The sequence below is a fragment of the Microbacterium sp. MMO-35 genome (genome assembly GCF_037147555.1).
Classification (GTDB): Bacteria; Actinomycetota; Actinomycetes; order Actinomycetales; family Microbacteriaceae; genus Microbacterium.
The window spans coordinates 144,787-161,227 of sequence record NZ_JBBCVH010000007.1 but is presented as its reverse complement, the minus strand read 5'-3'; the positions used below and the strand labels follow the sequence as shown (position 1 = coordinate 161,227).

17 protein-coding genes are annotated in these 16,441 nt (G+C 70.7%); 11 read left to right on the top strand and 6 right to left on the bottom strand.

From position 1 onward, the window contains the following. The first annotated feature begins 284 nt into the window (after positions 1-284). From WFJ01_RS14995 to WFJ01_RS14980, 4 genes are all read left to right on the top strand, one after another. Positions 285-1,067 (top strand): sulfite exporter TauE/SafE family protein, encoded by a 783-nt coding sequence (locus tag WFJ01_RS14995; RefSeq protein WP_251439363.1) that lies wholly within the window; start codon positions 285-287, stop codon positions 1,065-1,067. Positions 1,068-1,194: 127 nt separating this feature from the next. After that, the gene (locus WFJ01_RS14990; RefSeq protein WP_251438719.1) at positions 1,195-1,665 is read left to right on the top strand and encodes an FAS1-like dehydratase domain-containing protein; all 471 of its coding nucleotides are present in this window, start codon (positions 1,195-1,197) and stop codon (positions 1,663-1,665) included. Beyond that, positions 1,662-2,063: a MaoC/PaaZ C-terminal domain-containing protein gene (locus WFJ01_RS14985; RefSeq protein ID WP_336629502.1), complete on the top strand. Its 402-nt coding sequence runs from the start codon at positions 1,662-1,664 to the stop codon at positions 2,061-2,063. The genes WFJ01_RS14990 and WFJ01_RS14985 overlap by 4 nt, the downstream gene beginning before the upstream one ends. 1 nt (position 2,064) lies before the next feature. Then, the gene (locus WFJ01_RS14980; protein ID WP_336629501.1) at positions 2,065-3,201 is read left to right on the top strand and encodes a UDP-N-acetylmuramate dehydrogenase; all 1,137 of its coding nucleotides are present in this window, start codon (positions 2,065-2,067) and stop codon (positions 3,199-3,201) included. Positions 3,202-3,256: 55 nt separating this feature from the next. Here the strand turns inward: WFJ01_RS14980 and WFJ01_RS14975 are convergent, their stop codons facing one another. Next, positions 3,257-3,934 (bottom strand): FadR/GntR family transcriptional regulator, encoded by a 678-nt coding sequence (locus WFJ01_RS14975; protein WP_285813934.1) that lies wholly within the window; start codon positions 3,932-3,934, stop codon positions 3,257-3,259. A gap of 177 nt (positions 3,935-4,111) precedes the next feature. Between WFJ01_RS14975 and WFJ01_RS14970 the strand changes: the two genes are divergently transcribed. From WFJ01_RS14970 to WFJ01_RS14950, 5 genes are read left to right on the top strand one after another with little or no spacing between them, the layout of a single operon-like run. After that, complete coding sequence (locus WFJ01_RS14970; protein ID WP_336629500.1) at positions 4,112-5,329, top strand: aminotransferase class V-fold PLP-dependent enzyme; 1,218 nt, start codon at positions 4,112-4,114, stop codon at positions 5,327-5,329. A gap of 46 nt (positions 5,330-5,375) precedes the next feature. Continuing rightward, positions 5,376-6,692, top strand: coding sequence for an ABC transporter substrate-binding protein (locus WFJ01_RS14965; protein WP_336629499.1), 1,317 nt, complete (start codon positions 5,376-5,378; stop codon positions 6,690-6,692). Positions 6,693-6,696: 4 nt separating this feature from the next. After that, on the top strand, positions 6,697-7,683 hold the full coding sequence (locus WFJ01_RS14960; protein WP_336629498.1) for a carbohydrate ABC transporter permease: 987 nt from the start codon (positions 6,697-6,699) through the stop codon (positions 7,681-7,683). Then, positions 7,680-8,573, top strand: a complete 894-nt coding sequence (locus WFJ01_RS14955) for a carbohydrate ABC transporter permease (RefSeq protein ID WP_251438713.1) — start codon at positions 7,680-7,682, stop codon at positions 8,571-8,573. The genes WFJ01_RS14960 and WFJ01_RS14955 overlap by 4 nt, the downstream gene beginning before the upstream one ends. Before the next feature lie 56 nt (positions 8,574-8,629). Further along, positions 8,630-9,028 (top strand): VOC family protein, encoded by a 399-nt coding sequence (locus WFJ01_RS14950; protein WP_251438712.1) that lies wholly within the window; start codon positions 8,630-8,632, stop codon positions 9,026-9,028. A gap of 132 nt (positions 9,029-9,160) precedes the next feature. Here the strand turns inward: WFJ01_RS14950 and WFJ01_RS14945 are convergent, their stop codons facing one another. From WFJ01_RS14945 to aceB, 4 genes are all read right to left on the bottom strand, one after another. Next, the gene (locus WFJ01_RS14945) at positions 9,161-10,363 is read right to left on the bottom strand and encodes a pyridoxal phosphate-dependent aminotransferase (RefSeq protein WP_292885106.1); all 1,203 of its coding nucleotides are present in this window, start codon (positions 10,361-10,363) and stop codon (positions 9,161-9,163) included. A 102-nt stretch (positions 10,364-10,465) separates the two neighbouring features. Further along, positions 10,466-10,915, bottom strand: coding sequence for a hypothetical protein (locus WFJ01_RS14940; protein ID WP_336629497.1), 450 nt, complete (start codon positions 10,913-10,915; stop codon positions 10,466-10,468). A gap of 55 nt (positions 10,916-10,970) precedes the next feature. Next, a complete protein-coding gene (gene rraA, locus WFJ01_RS14935; RefSeq protein WP_292885100.1) occupies positions 10,971-11,435 on the bottom strand; it encodes a ribonuclease E activity regulator RraA in 465 nt (154 codons plus the stop codon). Between the two features lie 150 nt (positions 11,436-11,585). Then, positions 11,586-13,253 carry a malate synthase A gene (gene aceB, locus WFJ01_RS14930; protein ID WP_251438708.1) on the bottom strand — a complete coding sequence of 556 codons (1,668 nt, stop codon included), beginning with the start codon at positions 13,251-13,253 and terminating at the stop codon, positions 11,586-11,588. Positions 13,254-13,432: 179 nt separating this feature from the next. Here aceB and WFJ01_RS14925 point away from each other — a divergent pair, with 179 nt between their 5' ends. Continuing rightward, positions 13,433-14,869: a helix-turn-helix transcriptional regulator gene (locus tag WFJ01_RS14925; protein ID WP_251438707.1), complete on the top strand. Its 1,437-nt coding sequence runs from the start codon at positions 13,433-13,435 to the stop codon at positions 14,867-14,869. Between the two features lie 79 nt (positions 14,870-14,948). Here the strand turns inward: WFJ01_RS14925 and WFJ01_RS14920 are convergent, their stop codons facing one another. Beyond that, positions 14,949-15,602, bottom strand: a complete 654-nt coding sequence (locus WFJ01_RS14920) for a TetR-like C-terminal domain-containing protein (protein WP_251438706.1) — start codon at positions 15,600-15,602, stop codon at positions 14,949-14,951. A 95-nt stretch (positions 15,603-15,697) separates the two neighbouring features. Here WFJ01_RS14920 and WFJ01_RS14915 point away from each other — a divergent pair, with 95 nt between their 5' ends. Next, a complete protein-coding gene (locus tag WFJ01_RS14915; protein ID WP_292885092.1) occupies positions 15,698-16,396 on the top strand; it encodes an MBL fold metallo-hydrolase in 699 nt (232 codons plus the stop codon). The last annotated feature ends 45 nt before the right edge of the window (positions 16,397-16,441 follow it).

Genomic DNA, 16,441 nt, shown 5'->3' with positions numbered 1-16,441 from the left:
TTGTCACGATCAGCACACGTGTTGACGTGGATCCGTGGGCGGATCGTCGCACCCTGTGCTGATCGTGACGGCGCCTGCTCGGAGCGCCGGCCTGCACATCGTCGCGTCCGGGGGTCGGAGGCCGCAATCCGAGGCGGGGGCAGCAGGGGTCCTGTGGCTCTGCACGATGGGGGATCCCAGTGCGCGCCGCTCTCGGGGAGCGGCGGGTGAGTAGGCTGATCCGTGCTCTGCGTGGGACGCGCGGGCGGACGGGAGTGGACGTGGGCGACGGCACCGTCGAGCGCATGCGGGGACCGCGGGCCATCGCGGCGTTCATCGGGATCGGCCTCGCCGCGGGCCTCCTCTCCGGCCTCTTCGGCGTCGGCGGAGGCACGGTGATCGTGCCGCTCCTCGTGCTCCTGCTCGGTTTCGACCAGCGTCTCAGTGCCGGCACCTCGCTCGCGGCGATCGTGCCCACCGCGGCCGTCGGGGTGATCTCCTACGCCGTGCACGACGCGGTCGCGTGGATCCCGGCTCTCCTGCTCGCGATCGGATCCGTGGTCGGCGCGCAGATCGGCACCCGGCTGCTGACCCGGATCTCGCAGACGGCCCTGCGCTGGTGCTTCGTCGGCTTCCTCGCGATCGTGATCGTGATGCTGTTCGTCGTCATCCCCTCGAGGGACGCGGTGTTCGAGGTGACCTGGCTGACCGCGGCGCTGCTGCTGGTCGTCGGACTCGGCACCGGGATCCTGGCCGGGCTCATCGGCGTGGGCGGCGGGATCGTGGTCGTGCCGGTGCTCATGCTCGCCTTCGGCACGAGCGATCTGGTCGCCAAGGGGACGTCGCTGCTCATGATGATCCCGACCGCGATCTCCGGCACGATCGGGAACCTCCGGCACCGCAACGTCGACCTGACGGCAGCCGCATTCGTGGGGCTCTCCGCGTGCACCACCACGGCGCTCGGAGCGTGGCTCGCCACGATCGTGGATCCGCTCGTCGGCAACATCCTGTTCGCCGCGTACCTGACCTTCATCGCCGTGCAGATGGCGCTCAAGGCAATCCGCGGCCGCAGGCCGCGCACCGCCTGACGCCGCGTTCCGGGCGGCGACTGCTCGTTCCCGTCGCAAAAGGTGTCGCTCGGAGGACCTCGGAACGACAACTTCTGCGACGGGAACCAGGAGGACCGCGCTCCGGGCGGGTCGGTAGGATCGGGGGGTGCCCGTGAATCCTGAACTGGTCGGACGTGTGTTCCCGCCGACGCCCGCGTATCTGGTCGGCCGCGAGAAGGTGCGCGAGTTCGCCCGCGCCGTGTTCGCCGATGCTCCCCAGCACACCGACGTGGCCGCGGCCCAGGCGCTCGGCTTCGCCGACGTCGTGGCGCCGCCCACGTTCGCGATGGTCATCCAGGACCTCACGCTGCAGCAGCTGCTCGGCCTGGAGGACTCTGGGATCGTGCTGTCGCGCACGATCCACGCGGAGCAGCGCTTCACCTACACCCGCCCGATCGTCGCCGGCGACGAGCTCACCGCGCAGCTGACGGTCACCGCGATCCGTGCGATGGGCCCCGCCGCCATGATCACGAGCGACGCCGAGATCCGCGACGCCGCGGGCGCGCACGTCGTCACCGCCACGTCGGTGCTGCTCGTCAGCGACGCGCCGGCCGAGACCGAGGAGGCCGCCGCGTGAACGTCGGAGACGTCATCGCCGAGCGCACCGTGCACCTCACGCGCGAGTCGCTCGTCCGCTACGCCGGAGCATCCGGCGACTTCAACCCGATCCACTACCGCGACGACGTCGCCGCCGAGGTGGGCCTGCCCGGCGTGCTCGCGCACGGCATGCTCACGATGGGCATCGCGTCCTCCGTCGCGATCGCCGCGCTCCCCGGCACCGCCCGCGTGCTCGACTACGGCGTGCGCTTCGCCCGCCCGGTCGTGGTCGACCCGCAGGCCGGCGCCGACGTCGCGATCACGGCCAAGGTCGGCGCCGTCGACGAGACCGCGGTGCGGATCGACCTCGTGGTCAAGCACGCCGACACCACCGTGCTCGTCAAGTCGCAGCTGCGCGTCGCGGCGGACTCCCTCTGACATGGCGGAGATCGCACCGATCCGCCTCGCCGAGCTCACCACGCTGCAGACCGGCGCGGCGCCGGCCCGCATGATCGACGCGAGCACGACGGACGAGCTGGTCGCGTCCCTCCGCGACGTGTGGGCCTCCGCTGACGAATGGTTCGTGCTCGGCGGGGGATCCAACCTCCTCGCGGGCGACACCGCCTTCGACGGCACCGTGATCCGGATCCGCACCGGCGGCATCGAGGAGCTGCCCTCGCCGCACCCCGGCCGGATCCGGCTGCGCGCGCAGGCCGGCCACGACTGGGACGCCCTGGTCGCCTACGCGGTCGATCGCGGCTACGCCGGGATCGAGGCGATGTCGGGCATCCCTGGCACGGTCGGCGCCGCACCCGTGCAGAACGTGGGCGCGTACGGGCAGGAGATCCAGGAGACCCTCGTCGAGGTCGAGCTCATCGACGAGCACACGGGCGAGGTCGTCACGACCCCGGCCGCGGATCTCGGCCTCGGCTTCCGCACCTCCGTGCTCAAGCACCACTACGGCTCCGTCGCCGAGCGCCGCGCGGTGATCCTGTCGGTCACGCTCGATCTCGCCGTGACGGGCGATGCGGGGCGGGTCGTGCGCGGCGAGCAGCTGCGTCGCGCCCTCCAGCTCACCGGCGACGAGCCGGTGCCGCTGACCTGGTTGCGTGAGCGGATCCTCGCCACGCGTGCCGCGAAGGGCATGCTCTTCGATCCGGCGGATCCGGATACGCACGGGGCCGGATCCTTCTTCCAGAACGCGATCGTCCCCGAGGCGGTGGCGCGCACGCTGCCGCCCGAGTGCCCGCGCTGGCCCGTGGCGCCCGACCTCGACACCGTCACCGTGATCCCGCTGGACTCCTACTACGGTCTCGCGCCGAAGCCCGAGGCGCCCCCGAGCGACGTGAAGGTGAGCGCCGCCTGGCTCATCGAGCACGCCGGCATCGGAAAGGGCTTCCGGCTGCCCCGGTCGCGCGCCGGCGTCTCCACCAAGCACGCCCTCGCGCTCACGAACCGCGGCGGGGCGACGGCGGGGGAGATCGCCGAGCTCGCGCGGTTCATCCAGAGCAGGGTGCACGCCGAGTTCGGGCTGGTGCTGCAGCCGGAGCCCGTGCTCGTCGACGTCGAGCTGTAGCGGGCTGCGGCCCGTCGCGGCGGCGCTCCGCCGCCGCATCGGCTCCGGGCAGCCGCTACTCCGCCATCTGCTTGCGGAGCCAGTACTCGGTCTGGGCGACATGCGCGGCGGCCGCCGCGGAGGCCTCCGCGGGATCGCGGGCGATGAGGCCGCGCACGATGGCGCGGTGACCCGCATCCGAGAGCACCTTCAGCTGCACGGCGTCGTCGGGATCGAGGATCCGATACTGCCGGGTGCGGGAGCGGAGCGCTCCCAGCAGGCTCGTGAGCGCCTCGTTGCCGGCGACGGCCGCGATCCCCAGATGGAACTCGTGATCCAGCCGGGACTCCTCTTCGTGCTCCGTGCAGGCGGCGATCCGCTCGACCAGCGCCTCGAGCTCCGCGAGCGCCGCGGCGTCGGCGCGCGCGGCCGCGGCGGCGGCGGCATGGGCCTCCAGCGGGCGGCGGATCTCGACGAGTTCGAGGATCGCGTCGAGCGGGAGCACGTCCACCGTGAGCGAGAGCACCTGGATGAGGTCGGCGGGACGCAGCGCGGTGACGTAGCTGCCGGACCCGTGCCGGGTCTCGAGCACGCCGAGGGCCGCGAGCATCCGGATCGCCTCCCTCACCGATCCGCGGGACACGCCGAGCTGCTCGCAGAGCTCGCCCTCGCTGGGCAGCTTGTCGCCGGGGCGCAGGCTCCCGTCGGCGACGAGCGCCCGCAGTCCGTGCAGGGCGGTCTCGAGTGCGCTCATGGTCCTCCTCGGTGTGCGGCTTCTCTCTTGAGTGTGGGCCAACCTCAGAATCAAGGATAGTTGTCTAACGACATAGGGGATTTTCGGCCGAGATTTGAAGATTCTCGCGAGTATGTGCAAAAGTTGTGCGACAAGTTGACCCCGCAGCTTTCTTCGCCCCTCAAGGATGAGACCCGCATGCCCGACCTCCGTACGGACTCCCGCATCGCCCCTGTGCGCCTCGCCTCCTACGACCGCGCCCGCGACGCATGGCCGCTCGACCCCCGGGTCGTGCACCTCAACCACGGATCGTTCGGCGCGGTGCCGACCGAGGTCGTCGCCCAGCAGGACGCCTGGCGCCACGAGGCCGATCTCAACCCGGTCGGCTGGTTCCCCCGGCTCGGGGAGAAGGTCGCCGCCGCCCGGCAGGCCACCGCCCCCTTCGTCGGCGCGGATCCGGACGATCTCGTCTTCGTTCCCAATGCGTCGGGCGCGGCGACCGTCGTGTTCAACGCGCTTCGCCTGGAGCAGGGCGATGAGATCCTCGTGACCGACCACGGCTACGGCGCCGTGACGATGGGAGCCGCGCGGCTCGCGCGACGGTTCGGCGCCCGGGTGCGCACGGTCGGGATCGGCCTCCTGGACGACGCCGAGACCGTGCTCGCGCGGTTCGCCGAGGAGATGGGGCCCCGGACCCGGCTCATCGTCGTCGACCAGATCACCTCGCCGACCGGGCGCGGCCTGCCCACGGCGGAGATCACGGCGCTCGCGCACGAGCGCGGAGCGCGCGTGCTCGTGGACGGCGCGCACGCGCCGGGCCTGATCGCGGACGCGGCCGTCGCCGGAGGCGGCGACTGGTGGTTCGGCAACCTGCACAAGTGGCCGTGCGCGCCGCGCGGATCCGCGGTGCTCGTCACGCAGGCGGCGGACCGTGACGAGCTGTGGCCCCTCATCGACTCGTGGGCGGCGACCGACCCGTATCCCTCCCGCTTCGACACGCAGGGCACGATCGACGCGACGGCCTACCTCGCCACGCCCGCCGCGATCGACTTCGTCGAGCGCGAGTTCGGCTGGCAGCGCGCGCGCGAGGCGATGACCGAGCTCGCCGACGAGGGCGAGCGGATCATCGCCGAGTCGCTCCAGCACGGCGTCGACGACGCGGTGCGGGTCGCGCTGCCGATGCCGGCGCCGTCCCTGCGGCTGCTCCGCCTGCCGCACGGGATCGGCCGCACGCGCGAAGAGGCCGACGACCTGCGCCTGCGCCTGTTCGACGAGGTCGGCGTGGAGACGGCGTTCACGAGCTTCGCCGGCATCGGCTACTTCCGCCTCTCCGTGCACCTGTACACCGAGGCATCCGACTTCGAGGCGTTCGTCGAGCGCTGCGTCCCGCGGATCCTCGCCCTCGCCCGGTCGTGACCCGACCGGGGACCTGCAACACCCACACGAACGAAAGGACGCCTCAATGGTGAAGCACACCCGACTGACCGCGATCGCGGGGCTGGGCATCGCGGCCCTGCTCTCGCTCACGGCCTGCTCCGGCGCAGGATCCGCCTCCGGCGGCGGATCGGCCGACGGCAAGGTCACCCTGCAGATGGTGGAGAGCCTGACCAACCCCGACCGCACCAAGCTGATCCGCAGCCTCCTCGACGACTTCCAGAAGGAGAACCCGGACATCACGGTCAAGCTCGTCTCCCCGCCGACGGAGCAGGCCGACACGACGATCCAGCAGATGCTGCAGTCCGGCAAGGGCATCGACGTGCTCGAGGTCCGCGATCTGACCGTCGGCCCGTTCGCCAACAACAAGTGGCTGTACGACATGACCGGCGACCTGAAGAACTGGGACGGGTGGTCGGCACTCACCGACAACGCGCGCAACGCCGCGAAGACCGACGGCAAGACCTGGTTCGTGCCGTACGGGTTCTACGGGCTGTCGCTGTTCTACCGCACCGACCTCGTCTCCCAGGCCGGCTTCGACACGCCCCCGCACTCCTGGGACGACCTGCTCGAGCAGGCCTCGAAGATCCAGGATCCGGGGAACAACGTGTACGGCTACGCGTTCCGCGGCGGCAAGAACGCCAACTCGAACGTGGTCGCCGCGATCAACTCGTACACGATCGACGATCTCGACCCGACCAACGCCTTCCTCCTCAAGAACGGGAAGACCGTCTTCTCCTCGCCCGATGCGCAGAAGGCCGTGGACACCTACTTCGATCTGTTCAAGAAGGCGTCCCCGCCGTCCGCCGTGTCCTGGGGATACCCGGAGATGGTCGCCGGATTCACGAACGGCACGACCGGGTTCCTGCTGCAGGACCCCGAGGTGATCGCGACCGTGTCGGCGTCGAACCTCGGCAAGGACCAGTGGTCCACCGCGCCGCTGCTCGTCGGCCCGAGCGGCAAGGCGGCGCAGCCCTTCGCGACCGCGGGCTGGGGCATCGCCCAGGGCAGCAAGAACAAGGCGGCGGCCGTGAAGCTCATCGAGTTCCTCTCCTCGGAGAAGCCCGCCACGACGTTCGCGCAGAAGAACAGCCTGGTTCCCATCGTCACCTCGGCCACGAAGGATCCGTTCTTCGCGACGGGCCCCTGGGCCTCCTACGTCACGATGACGAAGGATCCCGACACCTACGTCACGGTGCACCAGCCCCGCGGCGTGGCCTGGTGGAGCGAGTGGAGCCAGAAGGCCGATCAGGACGTGCAGAGCGTGCTGCTCGGGAACATGAGCACCAAGCAGCTGCTCGCCTCGTGGGACGAGTACTGGACCGCGAAGTACAAGAAGGGCTGATGTCGTGACCTCGACCTCTGCTGCGGGTGGTCCGGCGGGCTCCGCCGGCCGGGCCACCCGGTCGCGGCCGGGCGCCGGACCCGCGCCGCGGGGCGCCGCAGGCGCGCGCCGCCCCGCGTTCCGCTCCCGGCACGCCCTCACGATCCTCGCCTTCCTGGCTCCCGCGATCGTGTTCGTGTGCTGGTTCACCTACCTGCCCATGCTGCAGGGCGCCCGGATGGCGTTCCTCGACTACAACCTGTGGGACCTCACCTCGACGCCGTTCGTCGGCTTCGACAACTTCGCGAAGGTCCTCGCCGACCCGGTCTTCCCGACCGTCGCGGGCAACACCGTGCTGTGGGTCGTCGGATCCCTCGTCCCGCAGTTCGTGATCGGATTCCTCATCGCGCTGGCACTGCGGCAGCGGTTCCGCTTCCGCGGCGTCTACCAGGCGCTCGTGTTCTTCCCCTGGGCCGTCTCCGGATTCCTCATCGGCATGCTGTTCCGCTGGATGTTCAACGCGGAGTTCGGCGTCGTCAACGACCTGCTCATGAAGGCGGGGCTGATCCACGCACCGCTTCCGTGGCTGGCCGACCCGCGCCTCGCGATGATCGCAGTGATCATCGCGAACGTCTGGTACGGCGTGACGTTCTTCGCGATCATGATCCTCGCGGCCCTCCAGTCGGTGCCGGACGAGGTGCTGGAGGCCGCGAGCCTCGACGGCGCCGGGAAGGCGCGTCAGCTGTTCTCGATCGTCATCCCGTACATCTCCACGACGCTGCTGCTCACCGTGCTGCTGCGTGTGATCTGGATCTTCAACTTCCCCGACATCATCTGGGCGATGACCGGCGGCGGGCCCGCCGGGCGCACGCACATCATCACCACCTGGATGATCACCTTCACCCAGCAGGGCAACTACGGCACGGCGAGCGCGATCGGGCTGATCGTCATGGCGCTGCTGTTCGTGTTCTGCGGCTTCTACCTGTTCGCGATGCGGAAGGTCACCCGATGAGCGTCACGATGACCATCACCGCGCCGGGCACGGGGGTCTCGCGTCCCGCGCGCGCGTCCCGCCGGCGGATCACCGCGGGCGGAGTCGCCAAGGCCGTGGGCCTGGGGCTCTGGCTGCTGATCACGCTGTTCCCGCTGTACTGGATCGTCCTCACGTCGTTCAAGTCTCCGCAGACCGTGAACAAGTTCCCGATCGAGTACTGGCCGTCGCAGCCCTCCGTGCAGAACTACGCGAAGCTGTTCTCGGACGCGAACTTCGGCGTCTTCCTGGGCAACTCCGCGCTGGTCTCGCTCGTCGCGGGGGCGACCTCCACCCTCATCGCCCTGCTCAGCTCCTACGTGATCGCGCGCTTCGAGTTCCGCGGCAAGGGCACGGTGCTCATCGTGTTCCTGCTCACGCAGATGATCCCGGCATTCATCGCCCTCGGCCCGCTGTACACGATGATGACGGACCTGGGACTGGTGGACAGCAAGTTCGGCCTGATCCTCGTCTACGTCGCCGTCTGCATCCCGTTCTCCACGGTCATGCTGCGCGGCTTCTTCGAGAACGTGCCCGATGCGCTCGAGGAGTCGGCCATGATCGACGGCTGCTCGCGGCTGGGCGCGCTGTTCCGGATCCTCGTTCCCGTGATGACGCCCGGCATCATCGCCGCGTTCATCTTCAACTTCGTGAACTGCTGGAACGAGCTGTTCCTCTCCGTCGTGCTCATGCAGTCGGAGGAGAACCGCACGGTGCCCGCCGCGCTGAACAGCTTCATCTCGACGTTCAACGTGGACTGGGGATCCATGTCCGCGGCGGCCGTGCTCACGATCCTGCCGACGATGGTGCTCTTCGCCGTCGCGAGCCGCTGGATCGTCGCGGGCCTGACCGCCGGCTCCGTGAAGGAGTAGCGGCGCGGCCGGATCCTCGCTCGTGGCGGGGATCCGGCCCGCGTAGGATCGCGCACATGACCGGACTCGTTCCCTACCTGCTCTTCCCCGGCACCGCCGCCGATGCGCTGCCGTTCTATCAGACGATCTTCGGCGGCGAGGCGGTGCTGCACACCTACGCCGAGTTCGGGCGCGCCGACGGCCCGGGCGATGCGATCGCGCACGGCATGCTCCTCGGCGGCCCGGTCGAGCTCGCCGCGGCGGACGCCGCGCCGGACGAGGACGCCGTGCACATGAACGGGATGTACTTCTCCCTGCTCGGCACGGCCGACGCGGCCACCCTCACGCACTGGTTCGCGCAGCTGGGAGACGGCGGCCGGGTGATCGACCCGCTGCAGGAGCGTCCGTGGGGCGCCCACGACGGCACCCTGGTGGACCGCTTCGGCGTGCGCTGGCTCGTCGGCTACGAGGACTGACCGCGGCCCGCGCGCGTCGGGTGCCGGCCGGATACGTCGACGCCCCCTCCCGCTGCCGAGGCCCCCTCTGAGTTGCGGATCTCAGGAGGGGCGCGGACAGCCCGAGGGGGCGTCGACGTTTGAGCGCGGGCGTTAGGAGGCGAACAGGCGCTGCAGGCGCTGCACGCCCTCGAGCAGCTGGTCGTCGCCCAGCGCGTAGGACATCCGGATGTAACCGGACGGGCCGAACGCCTCGCCCGGGACCACCGCGACCTCGGCCTGGTCGAGGATGAGGTCGGCGAGCTCGAGGGAGGTCGTCGGGGTCACCCCGCCCCAGGTGCGGCCGAGCAGGCCCTGCACGTCGGGGTAGACGTAGAACGCCCCGGTCGGGTTCGGCACCACGAGGCCGTCGATCTTCGACAGCTCGGACACGATCAGGCGGCGGCGGCGGTCGAACGCCTCGCGCATCTGCTCGGCCTCGGTCTGCGGGCCGTTCAGTGCGGCGATCGCGGCGCGCTGCGCGACGTTGTTCACGTTGCTCGTGAGGTGCGACTGCAGGTTGCCGGCGATCTTGATCGCGTCGGCCGGGCCCACCATCCAGCCCACGCGCCAGCCGGTCATCGCGTAGGTCTTGGCGACGCCGTTGACCAGGATGGTCTGACCGGCGACCTCGGGCACGGCCTCGACGACGGAGGTCGCCTTCACGCCCTCGTAGGTGAGGTTCTGGTAGATCTCGTCCGAGATGATCCAGATCCCGTGCTCGAGCGCCCAGGCCGCGATCGCCGCGGTCTCCTCGGGGGAGTACACGGATCCGGTCGGGTTCGACGGCGAGACGAACACGAGTACCGTCGTGCGGTCGGTGCGCGCGGCCTCGAGCTGGTCGACGGTGACCTTGTAGTCCTGGTCGGCACCGGCGAAGACCTCGACGGGGACGCCGTCCGCGAGGCGGATCGCCTCGGGGTAGGTGGTCCAGTACGGCGCGGGCAGGAGCACCTCGTCGCCCGGGTTCACCACGGCCTGGAACGCCTGGTAGACGGACTGCTTGCCGCCGTTGGTGACGATCACCTGCGAGGGCGAGACCTCGAGGCCGGAGTCGCGCAGCGTCTTCGCGGCGATCGCCTCGCGCAGCTCGGGCAGGCCGGCAGCGGGGGTGTAGCGGTAGTTGGCCGGGTTCGCCAGGGCTTCGGCGGCCGCGTCGACGATGAACTGCGGCGTGGCGAAGTCGGGCTCGCCCGCGGCGTACGAGACGACGGGCTTGCCCTCGGCCTTGAGGGCCTTGGCTTTGGCGTCCACCTTCAGCGTGGCGGACTCGGCGATGGCGGAGAGTTTGCGGGAGAGAGGCGCGCGTTCGGTCACGCTCCCAGCGTACTCGGGGGCCTCCGGCGGGAAATGGCCGTGACGTACAAGAACGGGGCCGATTTGTCCGCCATGGCGAACGATGGCGGGGGGTCGCCGCTGTCAGGTCAGGAACGACGGCGGAACCGCGCAGTAGTCCGCCAGTCGCCGGACGGGGACATCCGGATCCGTCACGTCGACGAGAGCCGTGGCCGCGGTGTGCGGCACCTCATCGCCGTCGATCAGCCAGACCGAGAAGTGCCAGAGACCCCGGGTGCGCTCGGCGAGCAGCCCCGGGGTGCCGGACACGATCTGCACGGCGTCGGCGCCCGAGGAGCGGAAGGGTGCCACGACGTCGGCACGCAGTGCGTCCTCGCCGCGGCCGTCCTGCTCGGTGATGCGGGCGTCGACGCCTCGGGCGGTGAGCGCGTCGCGGAGGCTCTCGGCGGCCGCCGCGGAGCGCTCCGCGTCGGGACTCGCGACCGCGACGAGACGCGCGCCCCGCGGGTAGTCGTGCAGGAACTCGTCGGCGACGCCCTCGAAGAGGACCTGCCGTGCGGAGGGGGCGCTCATGCCTCCAGCGTAGGCGCGTCGGCGGCGGGCGGACCCGGATCGGCGACGCGACGGCTCAGCGCTCGACGAGCACGCCGTCCTCGTCGGCGTACAGCCGGGCGCCGGGACGGAACTCGACGTCGCCGAAGCGCAGCACGACGTCGACCTCGCCGGATCCGGTCTTCGCGCTCTTGCGCGGGTTGGTGCCGAGGGCCTTCACTCCCAGGGGGAGGCGGCCGATCGCGGCGCTGTCGCGGATCGCGCCGTGGATGAGGACGCCGGCCCAGCCGTGCGCGACGGCGCTCTCCGCGATCATGTCGCCCATGAGCGCGGTGCCGAGCGAGCCGGATCCGTCGATCACGAGCACCGCGCCGTCGCCGTCGGTGCCCAGCAGCTCCTTCACGAGCTGGTTGTCCTGGAAGCAGCGCACGGTGCGGAGGGGGCCCTCGAACGCGATGCGGCCGCCGAAGTCGCGCAGCTGCAGGGCGAGGGACTGCAGGGCGTCGCCCTGCTCGTCGTAGAGGTCTGCGGTGGAGGTCATCTGTTCTTCCTGCCTCTGCTCTCGCACCTGCCGGTGCTCTTGCGCTCGTGGATGTGCCGAACTCCGTCGATCATGCCGTGCGTAACCGGTGGGAACGCCGCGGGCGCGGAATCGACGGAGCTCGGCACAGGGGGACCGGCGGATGCCGGGTCAGTCCTCCACGAGGTGCTTGGCGTAGGCGCCGAGGGTGAGGAACGCGGGGAACTCCGGACGCAGCGCCACCTCGCGGAAGACGTCAGCCGCGTCGTCGAAGCGGTCGCCCTCCGCGCGCGGGGTCTCGTCCAGCAGCGCCGAGATCAGACCCTCGACGTACTCCGCCGTGATGAGGGTGCCCTCCTGGGTCGTCTGCCCCTGGTGGATCCACTGCCACACCTGCGAACGGCTGATCTCGGCCGTCGCGGCGTCCTCCATGAGGTTGTCGATCGCCACCGCTCCGATGCCGCGCAGCCACGCCTCGAGGTACCGGATCGCCACGGAGACGTTGTCGCGCACGCCGTCGGCGGTGATCGGGCGGCCGATGTGCACGTCGAGCAGGTCCTCGGCGCGCACCTGCACGTCGTCGCGCTGCCGGTCCAGCTGGTTGGGGCGCTCTCCCAGCACGGCGTCGAACTCGGCCTGCGCCGTGGGGATCAGGTCCGGGTGGGCGACCCAGGTCCCGTCGAAGCCGTCGCCGGCCTCGCGCTTCTTGTCGGCGGCGACCTTCTCGACGGCCCGGGCGGTCACCTCGGGGTCGCGCCGGTTCGGGATGAAGGCGCTCATGCCGCCGATCGCGAAGGCGCCGCGCTTGTGGCAGGTCTTCACGAGCAGCTCGGTGTACGCCCGCATGAACGGGACGGTCATCGTGACCTCGCTGCGGTCGGGCAGCACGAAACGGGCGCCGCGGCCGCGGTAGTTCTTGATGATCGAGAAGATGTAGTCCCAGCGGCCGGCGTTCAGGCCCGCGCAGTGCTCGCGCAGCTCGAACAGGATCTCCTCCATCTCGAACGCCGCGGGGAGGGTCTCGATGAGCACCGTCGCGCGGATCGTGCCGCGGGGGATCCCGAAGTAGTCCTCGCTGAAGGTGAAGACGTCGTTCCAGAGCTTCGCCTCCTCGCTCGACTCGATCTTGGCGAGGTAGAAGTACGGTCCGCGGCCGGCGTCGATGAGCGTCTGGGCGTTGTGGAAGAAGTAGAGGCCGAAGTCGACCAGGGAGCCCGAGGCGTCCATCCGGCGGCCGGTCCGGTCGGTGAACTCCAGGTGCTTCTCCACGAGGTGCCAGCCGCGCGGGCGCATCACGATGGTCGGCGTCTGCTCGGCGGTGACGCGGTACTCCCTGCCGTCCTCGTTCGTGTACGTCAGGCGTCCGCGGATCGCGTCGCGCAGCGACAGCTGCCCGCCGATCACGTTGCGCCAGGTGGGGCTCGTCGCGTCCTCCTGGTCGGCCAGCCACACCTTCGCGCCCGAGTTCAGCGCGTTGATCGTCATCTTGGGGTCGGTCGGGCCGGTGATCTCGACGCGGCGGTCCTCGAGCCCGGGGCCCGCGCCCGCCACGCGCCAGTCGGCGTCCTCGCGGATGTGCCGGGTGTCGTCGCGGAAGCGCGGGTCGTGGCCGTTGCCGATCTCGAAGCGGCGACGCATGCGGTCGGCGAGGCGGTCGTGCCTGCGGCCGCCGAAGCGGTGGTGCAGCTCGGTGACGAAGGCGAGTGCGGCGGGGGTGAGGATCTCGCCGAAGCGCTCGTGCAGCGGCCCGGTGATGCGGATCGAGGGGCCCTCGGCGTTCGCGACGACGGTGCCGATGGTCCGGATCGGGGCGGTCGGTGACGCAGCGGGAATGGTCATGATCTGTCTCCTCCGTGAGTGGGATCCGGTCCGGCATCGGTGCCGGGGTGGCTTGTGACCACTCTGCGTGAAGATCCGGAACGGCAATGACCGAAATCGGGGAGAAGTTTGTCGAGAATTCTGCTTTCGTGACAGAATCGGGCCCTGACGACCCGGAACGAGACCCCGAGGAGCCCCGCATGAGTGAAGAGGTCGACGCCCTCACGATCGGACGCCGCATCCGGCAGTTCCGCACGGCCGCGGGCCTCACCCTGGAGCAGCTCGCGACGGCCATCGACCGGGCGCCGAGCCAGGTCTCCATGATCGAGACCGGCAAGCGCGAGCCCAAGCTCACCCAGTTGCAGGCGATCGCGCGGGCGCTGGACACGACGATCGACCAGATCCTCGCCGAAGGGCCGCTCGACGAGCGCAGCGGCATGGAGGTCGCCGTCGAGCGCGCGATGAAGGGGCAGACCTTCCAGGCGCTCGGGATCGCCCCGTTCCGGATCGCCAAGACCGTTCCCGACGAGGCGCTCAAGGCGCTGCTCGCGCTGCACGGGGAGATCGAGCGGCTGCGCGACGAGCGTGCCGCGACCCCGGAGGAGGCGCGCCGGGCCAACCTCGAGCTGCGCCACCTCATGCGCAGCCAGGACAACCACTTCGCCGACCTGGAGCGGAAGGCGGCCGAGATCCTCGCCGCGGTGCGGCACCCCGGCGGCCCGCTCACCCAGCGCACCGCGAGCGACATCGCCGCACACCTCGGGTTCACCCTGCACTATGCGCCCGACCTGCCGCAGTCGACCCGCAGCGTGGCCGACCTCGCTCACGGGCGGCTGTACCTGTCCAGTCGCGTCCCGGGCAAGGGCGATGCGCGCACGGCGGTGCTGCAGGCGCTGTCGAGCCGGATCCTCGGCCATTCCGAGCCCCGCAGCTATGCCGAGTTCCTGCGTCAGCGGGTGGAGACCAACTACCTCACCGGCGCCCTGCTCATGCCCGAGGAGCACCTGGTCCCGGTGCTGAAGGATGCGAAGGAGCGCCGGGCGATCTCCATCGAGGACCTCCGCGACGCCTATTCCGTGTCGTACGAGACCGCGGCGCACCGGTTCACGAACCTCGCCACCCGGCACCTCGACATCCCCGTGCACTTCCTCAAGGTGCACGAGTCCGGCACGATCACGAAGGCGTACGAGAACGACGACGTGAACTTCCCGACCGATCGGCTCGGATCCATCGAGGGGCAGATGTGCTGCCGCAAGTGGACGAGCCGGGTCGTGTTCGAGGAGGAGGACCGCTTCAACCCGTACTACCAGTACACCGACACCGGCAACGGCACGTACTGGTGCACGGCGCGCGTGGAGCCGTCGAGCGAGGGCCTGCACTCGGTGAGCGTCGGCGTGCGCTTCGACGACACGAAGTGGTTCATCGGGCGGGACACGCCCAACCGCGGTGTCTCGAAGCACTCCGTCGAGGTGTGCTGCCGGCGGGCTCCCGCCGACCTCGAGGCGCGGTGGCGCGAGCAGTCCTGGCCGAACGTGCGCACCCCGCGGACGCTGCTGGCCACCCTGCCGACCGGGGCGTTCCCCGGCGTCGACACGACCGATGTGTACGAGTTCCTCGAGGCGCACGCGCCCGCCTGAGCGGCCCCGGCGGGGCTTCGTCGGTCGGTTCCGCTCGACGCCGTGTGCGTAATTCAGGCTGGATGGTCTTGGGCGCGGATCAGAGCCGCGTGTTTCCGCGCCGGCCTGCGGCCTCGGCCTGAAGACGGCCTGAATCGTGCACGGTCTCCCGACGCGGCGTCTCCGGCGCGGCGCGGAGGTCCGTCAGCGCCGCCACGAGGGTCGCGAGGCCGAACTCGAACGCCTCGTCCACGTCGCCGCCGAGACGGAAGGCCCCGGCCTGCTCCATGGTGCAGAAGCCGTGCGCCCAGGCGGTCAGGGTCCGTGCGGCGGGGAGCGGATCGCCCGGAGTCGAGGCGCGCACGGCGTCGAGGAGCGTCGCGGTCAGCGCGCTCATCGACTCGGACGCCGGCTCCGCGCTGAGCGCCGCCCCGGAGAACAGCAGGGATGCGGCACGGGGGGAGCGCGCGCTGAAGGCCCGGAACGCGTGGCCGATCGCGGTGAGGGCCGTGGCGGGGTCTGCGGCGGATCCGGCGAGGGCGGCGATGTCGTCGCCGAGCTCGCGGGCCGCGTCGTCGGCGATGAGCCGGAGCAGGTCGTGTCGGTGCGTCACATGCTTGTACAGGCTGGGCGCGCGCACGCCGACGGCCGCGGCCACGGCGCTGATCGTGACGGCGTCGATCCCGTCGCGCTCGGCGATCGTGCGGGCGGCGGCGGTGAGGGCGGCGCGGGTGACGCGCTGGGGTGCCGGCATCGGTTCCTCCTCTGCGGTGCGCTTCGGCTCGGTGCGGATGACCTTCATCATAAGGCTATTGACAGTAGCCATGATAGCTATATAACGTAGCCATCATGAATGCAGAACTCCTCCGGATCGGCGACGACATCGTCGCCATGCACGCCGTCGTCACCGACGAGGGCGTCACGCTCATCGACGCGGGGCTCCCGGGCGATCGCCGGATCCTGCAGCAGGCGCTCGCGGCCGCGGGGCGCAGCGTCTCCGACATCCGCGGCGTCGTGCTGACCCACGGCGACAGCGACCACATCGGCGTCGCGGAATGGCTGCGCACCGAGCACGGAGTGCCGACCTTCGTGCACGAGGCCGATGCGGGGCGGGCCCAGGGGGAGAAGACGCCGTCGGCCTCGGGCGGGAAGATGCGCCTGGGCCCGACCGTGCAGTTCCTCGCCGCCGCGCTGCGCCGCGGCGGCCTGCGGCCGAAGCACCTCGGCGCGGTGCGCACCGTGCAGGACGGGGAGGTGCTGGACCTGCCCGGATCCCCGGAGATCATCGCCCTGCCGGGGCACTCGGCCGGATCCGTCGCGATCCGCGTGCCCGCGGTGGACGCGATCTTCGTGGGCGATGCGATCACGACGAGGCACGTGCTCAACGGCTCCTCGGACGTGCAGGTCGGTCCGTTCAGCGACGACCCGGCGCAGACCCCGGTCAGCCTGGAGCGTCTGCGCGCTCTGCCCGAACGGTCGATCGTCGTCGGGCACGGCCCGATCTTCTCGGGCACGGCTGCGGAGATGCTGGCGGCGCTGGCGAGGTGACGACCCGCGTGGGCGCCACCTCGCCGGCGAATCCCGCCGCGGCCT